The sequence below is a fragment of the Brevundimonas sp. genome (assembly GCF_036399195.1).
In the GTDB taxonomy this organism is placed as follows: domain Bacteria; phylum Pseudomonadota; class Alphaproteobacteria; order Caulobacterales; family Caulobacteraceae; genus Brevundimonas.
Window position 1 is genome coordinate 1 of sequence record NZ_DASWNO010000127.1, and the last position, 12,240, is coordinate 12,240.

Here is a 12,240-nt window from a genome sequence, read left to right on the forward strand (position 1 = left end):
ACGAAGCGCGACGTATTGCGCGTGATGCGGCCGACGTCTTCTCTCAAGGCGATTCCCGCCGGCTCATCGCCGACGACCCAGGACCCGACGATGACATGCTGGCCATCGAAGATCGGCGGCGCATGCAGAGCCTGACGGATATGACTGCCGTCGCCGTAGCCTGCGTCCAGCCCCTCTTCCCGCAACGCCCCCTCGACGATCGAGACGTTGGCGCCCTCTCTCGAGAAGAGGGGCTTGCGGACGTAAGCGTCGCCTAATGCTCCATGAGCGGGGTCGCTTTCGAAGTAGGCCGGCAGAAGGTTGGGATGTCCGCCATGCCGCTCCCAGAGCAGCGGCAGCAGGCCCTTGTTGGACAGCAACGACTTCCAGGCCGGCTCAAGCACCGTCACCTGCGCGTTCGGCAAAGGCTCGGCGTAGTCGTCACGCAGCATCTGCTCCCACGGGTAGAGCTTGAACATCGCCTGGATCAGCCAGTTCTCGTCGTCCACGAACCGCCCGTCCGCATTCAGGCCAATCTGGTCGATCGCGACGAACTTCGGGTCGAGGCCCGCCTGCCGCGCGAGATCTTCGAGAAAGCGCACCGTCTGCCGATCTTCGACGAAATCGGGGTCGGAGCTGAAGTGGACGAAGCCGCCTTCGGGGAAGATGGCGCGAAAGCGCTCCACGAGTTTTTCGTGGAGGCTGTTGAACTGGTCGGCGTCCGCGGGCAGCGCGCCGTCGGCGATGCGGTCCTCCAACCATAGCCATTGGAAGACCGCCGTCTCGAACACGCTCGTCGGCGTGTCGGCGTTGTATTCATAAAGCTTCGCCGGGCCCTGGCCGTCATAGGCGAAGTCGAACCGGCCATAGAGCGAAGGCTCGCCGCGGACCCAGCTGTCGGCGACGTAATCGCGCGAAGCCTCGGGAATTTCCAGCAGCTGCATGAGGCGTTCGGACCTGACCGCCTCGTCCACCAGATTCAGGCACATCTGGTGGAGCTCGGCCGTCGGCGCCTCGAGCCCGTCTTCGATCTCGGCGATAGAGAAGGCGTAGGCGGCGCTTTCGTCCCAATACCGTTCGCCGGAATCGTGGTGCCAAGTGAATCCGACCGCTTCGGCGCGCCCCTGCCAGTCGGGCCGCGGATCGAGCCTGAGTCTTTCCATTGGCCTAGGCGGGGTCTCTGGACACCGGGACCGAGGTCTCGATCAACGGCGTCACCACCTTGATCTCCTGAGCGGTGAGCCGCGCCAGGACATCGTCGGCGGACGCCTGGCCAGGCAGGATGCCGGCGTCCTTGAGCTTGGCGTCCAGGTCGGCTCCGGTGCGCTTGTCCTCGAGCTCCTGGCCGGCACGCAGCTTCTCCTCGTTCACGGCCTGGCGCTGCTTGATGCGCTGCAGGCTGTCGGCCGCGGAGCCGATGCGTGAATGGGCGCCGGCCGACTGGAGGGCGACGGAGGTCTGGGCCTTCTGGACGCTGTCATTGACCTTCACGATGTCGATCTCACGACGCAGCGTCTCGATCTTCTGGTCCGTCGCGGCGATGGCGGTCCGCAGGCGGGACTCGGCGGCCTTCATGTTCTCGATCAGCGGCCCGCGGGTGCCGATCTCGGACTCGAGCTCCGCAATCCGCTGCGCGACTTCTCGTGCAAGATCCGTCTTGCCCTGCGACAGCGCGGCGCGGGCCGAGTTCTCGTACTTGGAGATCTGGTCGCCGAAGCTCTTGAGCTCGGTCTCCGCCATGCGGCGGCGCGCGACGAGCCCGGCGAGGTCGTCGCGCGCCTTGCCCTGTGCGTTGTCGGCGTCCCGAATTTCCTGGTCCAGTATCTTCAGCGCATTGGCGTCGACAACCGACTGACCGGCCTCATGGGCGGTGCCGCGGAACAGGGCGGACAGTTTGGCGAGCATGGACATGGTTCTGTCTCCCGGTTCAGGCGGCTTGGGCGCCGAAGGTTTCGCGCAGGCCGGTCGCGTCGATAGCGTTCTCGGCGAGGGTGCGAAGCTCGATCAATATGGTCTGCAGGGTGGTCTTGCAGGAAAGCTCGCCCATGAGCTCATACACGTCCTCGCCAGAGACCGAGGTGATGGCGAAGTTCGAGAGCGGCACCACGCGCTGGGCCTTCAGCAGGAATTCGTTGAACCGCGCGGCGTCCGCCTGCTCCGCCACCGGCCAGAGAAGCACCGAGACCACGATCTGAGATCCGCCCACACTGAGATAGATCGGCAAGTCGCCGTACTCGTGCATCGTGGCGAGCAGGACCGGCTCGGCGCCTTCCACGACACGGAGCGTCATTTCGCCCTCCCGAACCAGGTCGGATTCGTCGAGCGCCGCCTTGATGGCTGGCACGGTCCAGGCGGTTTCGATGACGGCGTCCATGGGATGTCTCACTCCAGAAGGATGAATCAGAAGGCTCCGGCGCCGGCGACGAACCAGAGCGGGTCCGCGCGTGGACTCGGTGACAATGGCGTGAACCGCCGCTCTCACATCATCCTTCGCAACGTCGGGTATCCAGAACTCCACCTTGATCATGCCCGCCTCACGACGGGCCTTACGCCAAGCACGTATACGATCGTTGGGAGAGGACAAGGGGTTTGAGGGCTCGTTACGCATGTTTCATGTAACGCGTATCATGAACGGTTGACTTGGGCCATGGGTCTGCGAAGACTTCGTCATGGCCCGGCAGTTCGTCCGGCGTACCGTGAGCCTACATGCTGCTGCCGAGAATGAAACTGGCGCGCCTGTTCGATCGGGCCTTCCACGCCATGGCCGATCTGCACTGGACCATGCTGGTCCTGCTGATCGCCGTGCACGCGGCCGTCACCTGGCTGCTGCTCGCCGTCGCGGGCGAGAGCAAACTTCAGGAGGCCAGCGCCTTCCTCTACTGGTACGCGACCACTGCCTACACCGTGGGCTACGGCGACCTCAGCCCGCAGACGGCGGCGGGCCGGCTTGTCACGGCACTGTGGGTCTTCCCCGGTGCGATCGCCGCCTTCACCACCGTCGTCGCCAAGGTGCTCGGCGCCATCGGCGACATTTGGCGCCTCAGACGCGCCGGCAAGGGAGACTATTCGAAGATGACCGCCTCGATCGTCCTGATCGGCTATCACCCGGCGCGAACGCCGAAGATGATCGACGAGCTCTGCGCCGATCTCTCGCCGGACCAGACGCTGGTGCTGCTGACGCGACAGACCCTGACCGATCTGGACGGCCGCATCCGCTACGTCCAGTCCGAGAGCCTCACCTCGACCGCCGCCCTGACCCGGGCGGGCGTGCCGCAGGCGAGCCGCGTCCTCATCTTCACCGACTCTGATTCCGACACCCTGTCCGCAACCCTCGCCGCGGCCGCCCTGGTACCGCCGACCGCGCACGTGGTCTGCCACTTCGAGGACGAGGACCACGCTCGCCTGATCGACCAGCACTGCCCGGAGGTCGAGGTTATTCTGTCCGCCGGGCCGCAGCTCGTCGCCCGAGCCTGCAAGGACCCGGGTGCGAGCCAGGTGATCAGCGCCCTGACCAGTCATCTTGACGAAGGCGCGACCCTGTTCAGCCTGGCATGGGGGGCCGAGCGGCCGAGGGCGTTCAGCGAACTGGCTCGGAGCCTCCTCGAGCAGGGCGCGACCCTGCTGGCGATCCAGAGCGCGCGCGACACGACCCCGACGTTCAATCCGCCGATGGACCGGCTGGTCGACGCCGGGGACAGGCTTTTCTACGTCGCAGCGGCCAGACTCGCCCCGACCAGCCTGGCGGCATAGAGAAACACCATGTTCAGGGGCTTGTTCACTTCAGGAGCCAAGACGCCGCCGCCGCCTGCTCTCGCGCAGGTGCGCAACATCACAGTGGGGCGGACGGTGTCGCTGGACCCCTTGGCCTGGCGCCGGCTCGGCGACGAGACCCGATTCACCCTGGACAGGGACGCGCTCGAGATCACAGCCCAGGGGCTCATCACCCTGGAGGGCGGCCAGTTCGTGCATCGCTTCTACACCGACGATCACGTCATGCTGCAGGCCATGAGCGACGATCCCGAGGGTCAGGCGGCCTATGACTTCACGCTCTTCACGCCCTGGTCCTCGGCCTACCCGCCGGGTGAGCGGGAGCGCCGTCTCTGGGCCGACAGGTTGTCCGAGCCGAGCTTCGACGGCGCCGCCGAGGACCTGCCGGTCTATCCCCGACTGTGGTTCGCGGAGAGCGACGCGCGCCAGCCTCCAGTGACCCTGTGGGAAACGATCTACGACGACCGCGCCGCCGTTGCTCCCTACGCCAGAATCTTCCAGACGTGCATGCTGTACGCCCGGGAGCTGTCGGACGGGCGTGAGCTCATGCTGGCGCTTGAGATGCAGCCCGACGGCGGCGAGACCACGCACGAGATCATGATCGGCATTCCACTGGAAATGGCCGAGTTCCGCGCCTAGGCGCAGCAGAGGGGAAGACTTCGCAATGGACTGGTTCGCGTTTCAGACAGGCGCCACGGCCTTCATCATCGCCTTCGTGGCGGCGGTGCTGTTCTTCGCCGCCTTCAAGTTCATCTACCAGCTCGTCACCCCCTACAACGAGCGCGCCCTCATCCGTCAAGGCAATGTCGCCGCGGCGGTGGCCCTGGGTGGGGCGCTGCTCGGCTATGTGCTGCCTCTGGCTTCCGCGCTGTCGCACACTGTGAGCCTGCCCGAGTTCGCGGCCTGGGCCCTGCTCGCCGGGGTGATCCAGATCGTCTCTTTCATGGTCGTCAGCCGCCTCGTCTATCGCGCCCTGGCCGAGCGGATCGAGGCGGGTGAGCTCGCCGCCGGCGTCTACCTCGCTTCCATCTCTCTCGGCGTCGGCCTGCTCAACGCCGCCTGCATGACGGCCTGAGGCGCACCATGACTGAAGACGCCCTCCCCCAAACCACCACCATGCGCAGCCTCAAGCGCTCGCGGACCCTGCAGGTCACCAGCCTGATGGCCACGGTCGGCTTCTCCATGTCGGCCTGCGGGTCGCCCCAGAGCAGCATCCCCGTGGCGGCGGCCGAGCCGGTCCTCGCCTACACCTCGCTCGACGAATGCCGCGCCGCCAACGACATTCCGGACGAGGAGTGCGTGGTCGCGTCCAACGTCGCCGGTCAGCAGGCCGATGCTTCCGGCCCCCGCTATGCGACCCAAGCTGAATGCGAAGGCCAGTGGGGTCCCGAACAGTGCCGGCCGCTGAACTCCGGCGGCGGCTCCTTCTTCGGTCCGCTGGCGACCGGTTTCATCATCGGCCAGCTGATGAACGGCGGGGGCTATCGCGGAGGCGGGCCGCTCTACCGCGACCGCAATGGCCAATATTCCAACGGCTACGGCGGCGGCTACCTGTCGCGCGACTACCGGACCGGGCGCAACATCACCAACGCCCGCGACCACACGCCGGCCGCGCGGCAGGCTCCGACGCGAGTGCAAAGCCGCACAACCGTCGTTTCCAGGGGCGGCTTCGGCGGTGGCGGTCGCGGATACGGCGGCTAAGCGCTCACCGGCGGCCCAAGACGCACCGACCGAAGGGCGGCTCCCGGCCCGCTCGGACGAGCGGCGTCTTGCCTGACGCGTGAGTGCATGGAAGCAGATCAGGAGCAGTCGTGAGCGCTGAAGGGCCGTTCGGCCCCTGTGGCGCGACCGATCCCTGGCAGGGCGGAGCCTTGAGACTTCCGGTTTCCGCCAAAGTTGAACAACAGCCGTCACTGGACTGGAGACGCCATGCGCTTGAACCAAGTGACTGTCGGAGCGACTGACTTTGGAGCCAGCGTCGCTTTCTATACGGCGCTCGGGTTCCGGCTGATCGTGTCCGCCCGGGAGGAATATGCCCGCTTCGAGGCGCCGGAGGGCGATGCGACATTCTCGATTCATCTGCAGGACGTGGCGCCGTCAGGGGGACCCGTCATCTATTTCGAGGTGGTTGATTTGCTCGAGGCGGTCAGCCGGCTGAAATCCGTCGGGATCAATTTCATCTCCGAGCCCCGACACGAGCCCTGGCTGTGGCAAGAGGCGCGGCTCAACGATCCTGCGGGCAATGAACTCTGCATCTTCACGGCGGGGACGAACCGCCGGCATCCCCCATGGCGTATCCCGTCAGCCTGAGCGGGTGCTTCACCCTAGTGGCTGTGTTCGGACGCGAGGAAGTGGGGGTTGTGTCACGAAGGAGCGGCTGCGCCTGACTCTCGCAATGACGTTCCGTCGAACCTCCGCTCCGGCCGGAAGCGGACCCAACCCTGGGGATGGACAGCAGTCTCTCACGAGCCGGAGCCCAACGCCGTCGCGCCGGCCGCGCGCTTAGCTGTGAAGGAACCGCGACGAGCCGCAGCGATTGGAAAGCACCATGTTCCGAGGTGACATTTGTCAAACGCAGCTTTTCGCGACGGCCCGCTTCCAGACCAGGCCGCGACGAGCGCGGAACCGCCGGTCTCGATCACCCAACCCCCGACCGCATGGATCGCCTCCTGCCTCGCAACTTCAGAGCTGGACGAAGTCCTCTATGTCGCGTCGAGCGAACGCCGGGCGGATGAGATCGGCCGAGCGCTTCGCCAATTCTCACCGGCCGCTGAAGTCCTGGTGCTTCCGGCTTGGGACTGCCTTCCATACGACCGGTCATCTCCCTCGCGGGAGGTGATGGGGCGACGGTTGGCCGTCCTGCGTCACCTGATCGGAGCCGCCGGCAAGCAACGCTTTGTCATCGGTTCGGTCGAAGCGCTCATGCAGCGCACACCACCCATCGAGGTGATCCGTGACACACTTTTCCGGATTACGGTCGGCGACGTCGCGGATCTCGAGGGCTTGCAGGTTTTCGCTGACTCGTCGGGCTACATCAGGGACGACAGGGTCGATGAGCCGGGGGAGATCGCCTTCCTCGGCGAGGTCATCGACATCTTCCCAGCCGCCGAGCCGTCACCCTTTCGGATCTCAATACTCGACGGCCGAATCAGCGCCATCAGGACGTATGACCCGCTGACGCAGCGCACCCTCGCCGACGTCGAGGATCTGGATCTTGGGCCCGCCTCCGAACTGATCTTGCCGTCTCAAGACGAACGCGCTCTTGGCCTGGAGCATTGCGCCGCGAACTTCTACGGCAGGCTGACGTCGGTCAGCGAGTTGCTAACCGACCCCGCCGTCGCGCGTGACCCGAAGAGCGATGCTCGTGCGGCGTCATTCGAAACCCAGGTGATCGACGCGCACGAGATCCGTACGCAGTTCCCTGACGGTGAGCGACCGAGCTCTCCAGATGCGCTGTATCTCACGGCGGCGGAATTGATCGGATGGCTCGACGCCTTGCCCAGCCTTGATCTCGACGCGTCGGCCGTGGAAGCGGCGCCTCGCTTCGCTACATCGAGAGACGCGGTCCGCGACCTGTCTGAGTTCGCGCGCATGCGCCTGAGCGAAGGCTTCCGTGTCCTGGTCGCCGGCTTGTCGCATGAGACGAAACTTGTGACGCGGCGCTTGAAGCGAAGCCTGGACGCCGAGTTGACGCAAGCCGAGTCCTTCCAGGCTTTGCGAGACGGGTCGCCTGGACGAGTGCACGTCGGCGAATTCGATCTCGAAGGGGGGTACCTGGACCATCAAACCAAGGTCGCCGTCGTCGCTGCGGCTGACGTATTCGGCGGTCGTGTCGCAACCGGCGGCGCGGCCCCGAACCCGTCCCTGCTGACGGAACCAGAGCTGAGGATCGGCGACGTCGTCATCCACGAGGATCACGGCCTTGGCGTGCTGCGTAGCCTTGATCGGATCGAGGTCAACGGGCTCGAGCGCGATGCCTTGAGACTCGAGTACTACGGAGGCGCGGCTCTTCTGGCGCCCGTAGAGGATTTCGGCAAAATCTGGCGCTACGGGTCGGACGAACACGGCGTCACCCTTGACCGCCTGCACACAGACGCCTGGGCCAAGCGCCGGTCCGAGATCAGTGTAGAGATCGATCGGACCGCGGCCCACCTTATGGAGATCGCCAGAGCGCGGGAAACCGCCGCCGCGCCGGCTCTCAAGCCGCCGGTCGCGGAGTTGGCCCGCTTTTCAGCGCGGTTCCCGTACCCTGAAACACCGGATCAATCCGCCGCCATCGAGGCCGTCCTCGCTGACATGGCCTCGGGGCGTCCGATGAACCGGCTGATTTGCGGAGACGTGGGTTTCGGCAAAACGGAAGTGGCGTTGAGGGCCGCCGCGGCCGCCGCCCTGGCTGGCAAGCAGGTTGCCGTCGTGGCGCCGACGACCGTTCTGGCGCGCCAGCATTTCGCAACCTTCGAGAAGCGGTTCAAAGGAACCGGGATCCAGGTCGCACAGCTGTCCCGGCTCGTCTCCGCGAAAGATGCCAAGGTGGTGCGGGATGGCGTCGCCGATGGCTCCGTCCGCATCGTGGTGGGCACGCACGCAGTCGCTGCAGAGAAGCTTGCCTTCAGCGACCTTGGCCTGGTGATCATCGACGAGGAACAGCGCTTCGGCGGCCGGGTCAAGGATCGGCTCAGGGAGCTGGCTTCCGATGGCCACGTCCTGACCATGACGGCGACGCCCATCCCCCGCACCTTGCAGACCGCTCTGATTGGCATCGAGGACGTAAGCGTCATCGCCACGCCACCGTCACGACGCCGGCCGGTCCGAACCTTCCTTGCCCCATTCGACAAGGCGACCCTGCGCACCGCCCTTTTAAGAGAGCGGCGACGCGGCGGTCAGAGCTTTGTCGTCGTCCCGCGGATCGAGGATATCGACGCCGTCACCAATGACCTGCGTGAGCTGACGCCCGATCTTCGGGTGGTGGTCGCCCATGGCGGCCTGCCAGCCGAGACCGTGGACGAAGCCATGGTGTCCTTTGGCGACGGCGAGGGCGATGTCCTCGTCGCCACAAGCATCATCGAGAGCGGTCTGGATGTGCCTCGCGCCAACACGATGCTGGTGTGGCGTGCAGACCGCTTCGGGCTCGCACAGCTTCATCAGCTAAGGGGACGCGTCGGTCGCGGGCGCAGCCAAGGGTTCGTTTATCTGTTCACGGACCCGGAGACCGAGTTAGCCGACGCGACGAGATCGCGGCTGTCCACGCTGGAGGCCTTCGATCGCCTGGGAGCCGGGCTCGCGATCAGCATGCGTGATCTGGACATTCGTGGGGGCGGCGACGTCACCGGCGACGATCAGGCCGGGCATCTGCAGGCGATCGGCTTGGGTCTGTATCAGCAGTTGCTGACACAGGCGCTCCGCTCCGCACAGGGTGGCGAGATAGAGGCGCCCTGGACCCCTGAACTCAATGTCGGCGCCAGCGGGCTGATACCCGAAAGCTATGTTCCCGACACGGGTGTGCGGATCAGCCTGTACGCAAGGCTCGCGAGACTGAGGGACCTGGACGAAGCGTCTCAGTTCGCCGAGGAGATCGAGGACCGCTTCGGCTCGTTGCCCGACGAGGTCGTAACCCTGCTCGACCTTGCTCGCGTCAGCATGAGGGCGCGTGAAGCCGGGGTTTCTCGCCTGATCGCCGGCCCCAAGGGCGTGGCGCTAACGCTAACCGACCACTCGACTCTCGCGACCGCGAACCCCGCAGAGGGCGAAATCAAAGGAGGTCGGCTGATACTGCCGCCGTTGGACGGCGAAGCACCGGCCGCACAGGTGGCGGAGGAGTTGTTGGAGCGACTTCAGCAGCCGGGAGCTTGATCGAATGCGTGTGCATCCAAAGCCGCCGCCTTGGGGACCGCGCTGCCGCCATGACCACGGAGAACCCATTTGGCCGCCGATCAGCTGGGAATGACCGGGCCCATCCTTCACGCTTCCCCAATGGAGGCCCTCGCTCGCCCTGCCCTCCCCAGCGGGCCGGGTTGGCGCTTCGAACCCAAATGGGACGGCTTCCGCTGCCTCGCCTTCAAGGCGGGGGAACGGGTCGAGCTGGTGGCCAAATCGGGCAAGTCCTTGAACAGGTTCTTCCCCGAGGTCGTCGAGCGCCTGGCCGCACTGCCCGAGCCGAGCTTCGGTCTCGACGGCGAACTTCTGGCTCGGGAGGGCGACAGCTTCTCGTTCGAGGTGCTGCAGGCGAGGCTCCACCCTGCGGAAAGTCGCATCAGACGCCTGGCGCTCGAGACTCCGGCCATCTTCGCTCTGTTCGACATGCTCATCGACACGGACGGGACTGATTTGCGGGACCGTCCCTGGACAGAGAGGCACGCTCGACTTGAAGCATTCCTGTCGGGGCGGGAAACCCCTGAGATGTCCCTGACACCGGGCACCGACGACCGTGATCTGGCCGAGACCTGGCTGGCGGACGGCCGGCTCGAAGGGATCGTCGCCAAGTCACGGGACGGTGTTTACCTCCAGGGCCAACGCGCGATGATCAAGGTCAAGCGGGCGCGCACAGCCGACTGCGTCGTGGGCGGCTTTCGCTATGCCGCCGATGGACGGGACATCGGCTCCTTGCTGCTCGGTCTCTACGATGATGACGGATTGCTTCACCACGTCGGCCATACCTCCGGCTTCGCAAGCGTGGACAAGGAGGCGCTGACCAGCGAGCTTGAGGCTCTCCGAGGCGGCCCCGGATTCACGGGGCGTGCACCGGGCGGTCCGAGCCGTTGGAGCACGGAACGCTCGGCGGCCTGGGAGCCGCTACGGGCTGAGCTGGTCGTCGAGGTCGGCTTTGACCAGGTGTCTGACGATCGCTTCCGCCACGGCACGCGGCTGCTCAGGCGCCGCCCCGACAAGGCGCCGGGCCAATGTCTGATGGACCAGCTACTGCAATAGCGGTCGGAACGGCGGAACCTGCGTCCCGTTCTCCGGTGGACGTCCTCCTCAGCAGCACGAGGCGGGCCTGACTCTCAGGACGCTGATCAAGCAGAGCCTGCCCGCCCGCCACGAGGACGGCGGCCGAGCATCGCCCATCACAAACGGGAAGCGCACATGTTGAACCTCAATCACGCGAGCGCGGAGCAGCTTGACGCAATTCCGGCCCTGCGCGGCCATGGCTTCGAGATCGTACGCTATCGCGAAGACCGCGGTGGATTCGAGGAGGTACGTCAGCTTGAGGAGGTGCCGGGGCTCGCCGGCAAGTGGGATGAGGCGGTGGGTAGCCTTCACGTCGAATGAGGCCCTGTAGTTGAGCCGAACGGTCATCGTGGCTGGACTTAGCTCGCCTGCAGCGCTCGCCCGACGACGAGGGGAAACAGCTAACGCTGGACTGAAGCACCGCCACGGCCTCCTCCATTAAGCTGCTACTTCCACGGCGACGATTGGCGGGCCCGGTGTGGCAGTCTAAAGGCTCGGTCCAATCAGCCACGGGTCCGGAGAGCGACAGATGAATGCGCCGCCGACCGCCTCTTCCGCCGGCTGGCGCTTCTGGATCGACCGGGGCGGCACCTTCACCGACATCGTCGCGCGCGCCCCTGACGGTCGGTTGCAGACGCGCAAGCTGCTGTCCGACAACCCCGAACAGTACGGCGACGCCGCGGTCGAGGGCGTGCGGCGCATCCTCGGCGCCGGTCCCGGGCCTCTGCCGCGCGGGCTGGTCGACAGCATTCGCATGGGCACCACCGTGGCGACAAACGCCCTGCTGGAGCGTAAGGGCGAGCCGACGCTGCTGGCGATCACCCGCGGCTTCGGCGACGCCCTGCGCATAGGCTGGCAGAGCCGGCCCGACATCTTCGCCCGGCGAATCGTCCTGAACGACCAACTCTATGATCGTGTCTTCGAGATCGACGAGCGCGTGCACGCCGACGGGACGGTCGAACGGCCGCTGGACGAAGACCGCGCCCGGGCCGATCTGACGGCGGCCCTTGCGAGCGGTCTGCGCGCCGTCGCCATCGTCCTGATGCACGGCTGGCGCTTCACCGCCCACGAAACGCGTCTGGCGGAGATCGCCTGCGAGGTCGGCTTCGAACAGATTTCGGTCAGCCACGACGTCGGGGCGCTGATCAAGCTGATCGGGCGCGGCGACACGACCGTGGCGGATGCCTATCTGTCGCCGATCCTGCGCGCCTATGTCGATCGGGTCGGCGCCGATCTGGGCGAGGCGACGCCGCTGCTGTTCATGCAGTCCAGCGGCGGACTGACGGCGGCCGGCGCCTTCCGCGGCAAGGACGCCATCCTGTCGGGACCGGCGGGCGGCGTGGTCGGCATGGCGCAGACGGCGAGGGCGGCCGGGTTCGACCGCGTCATCGGCTTCGACATGGGCGGCACCTCGACCGACGTATCCCACTTCGCCGGCGACTACGAGCGGGTGTCTGAAGCGGTGGTGGCCGGCGTACGTCTGCGCGCACCGATGCTGAGCATTCACACGGTCGCGGCGGGCGGGGGCTCGATCTGCCGGTTCGACGG

Annotated in this window: 12 protein-coding genes; 9 read left to right on the forward strand and 3 right to left on the reverse strand. The window is 66.2% G+C overall.

Annotated elements, in window-relative coordinates:
- The 3 genes from VGB60_RS05970 to VGB60_RS05980 all read right to left on the reverse strand — a co-directional run.
- Positions 1-1,142, reverse strand: a 1,142-nt coding sequence (locus VGB60_RS05970) for a glutathionylspermidine synthase family protein (RefSeq protein WP_331037349.1), incomplete at its 3' end; no start/stop codon positions are given.
- A 4-nt stretch (positions 1,143-1,146) separates the two neighbouring features.
- Positions 1,147-1,890 (reverse strand): PspA/IM30 family protein, encoded by a 744-nt coding sequence (locus tag VGB60_RS05975; protein ID WP_331037350.1) that lies wholly within the window; start codon positions 1,888-1,890, stop codon positions 1,147-1,149.
- A gap of 16 nt (positions 1,891-1,906) precedes the next feature.
- Positions 1,907-2,353: a YjfI family protein gene (locus VGB60_RS05980; RefSeq protein WP_331037351.1), complete on the reverse strand. Its 447-nt coding sequence runs from the start codon at positions 2,351-2,353 to the stop codon at positions 1,907-1,909.
- 332 nt (positions 2,354-2,685) lie between these two features.
- Here VGB60_RS05980 and VGB60_RS05985 point away from each other — a divergent pair, with 332 nt between their 5' ends.
- From VGB60_RS05985 to VGB60_RS06025, 9 genes are all read left to right on the forward strand, one after another.
- On the forward strand, positions 2,686-3,729 hold the full coding sequence (locus tag VGB60_RS05985; RefSeq protein WP_331037352.1) for a potassium channel protein: 1,044 nt from the start codon (positions 2,686-2,688) through the stop codon (positions 3,727-3,729).
- A 9-nt stretch (positions 3,730-3,738) separates the two neighbouring features.
- On the forward strand, positions 3,739-4,386 hold the full coding sequence (locus VGB60_RS05990) for a YjfK family protein (protein WP_331037353.1): 648 nt from the start codon (positions 3,739-3,741) through the stop codon (positions 4,384-4,386).
- A 25-nt stretch (positions 4,387-4,411) separates the two neighbouring features.
- The gene (locus VGB60_RS05995) at positions 4,412-4,822 is read left to right on the forward strand and encodes a DUF350 domain-containing protein (protein WP_331037354.1); all 411 of its coding nucleotides are present in this window, start codon (positions 4,412-4,414) and stop codon (positions 4,820-4,822) included.
- 8 nt (positions 4,823-4,830) lie between these two features.
- Positions 4,831-5,448, forward strand: coding sequence for a DUF1190 domain-containing protein (locus VGB60_RS06000; protein WP_331037355.1), 618 nt, complete (start codon positions 4,831-4,833; stop codon positions 5,446-5,448).
- Between the two features lie 228 nt (positions 5,449-5,676).
- A complete protein-coding gene (locus VGB60_RS06005; protein ID WP_331037356.1) occupies positions 5,677-6,057 on the forward strand; it encodes a VOC family protein in 381 nt (126 codons plus the stop codon).
- A 540-nt stretch (positions 6,058-6,597) separates the two neighbouring features.
- Positions 6,598-9,597 (forward strand): DEAD/DEAH box helicase, encoded by a 3,000-nt coding sequence (locus tag VGB60_RS06010; protein ID WP_331037357.1) that lies wholly within the window; start codon positions 6,598-6,600, stop codon positions 9,595-9,597.
- A 69-nt stretch (positions 9,598-9,666) separates the two neighbouring features.
- Entirely contained in the window at positions 9,667-10,671 is a 1,005-nt protein-coding gene (locus VGB60_RS06015; protein ID WP_331037358.1) for an ATP-dependent DNA ligase, read from the forward strand.
- Between the two features lie 156 nt (positions 10,672-10,827).
- Positions 10,828-11,013: a helix-hairpin-helix domain-containing protein gene (locus VGB60_RS06020; RefSeq protein WP_331037359.1), complete on the forward strand. Its 186-nt coding sequence runs from the start codon at positions 10,828-10,830 to the stop codon at positions 11,011-11,013.
- Between the two features lie 208 nt (positions 11,014-11,221).
- Positions 11,222-12,240, forward strand: a 1,019-nt coding sequence (locus VGB60_RS06025; RefSeq protein ID WP_331037360.1) for a hydantoinase/oxoprolinase N-terminal domain-containing protein, incomplete at its 3' end; no start/stop codon positions are given.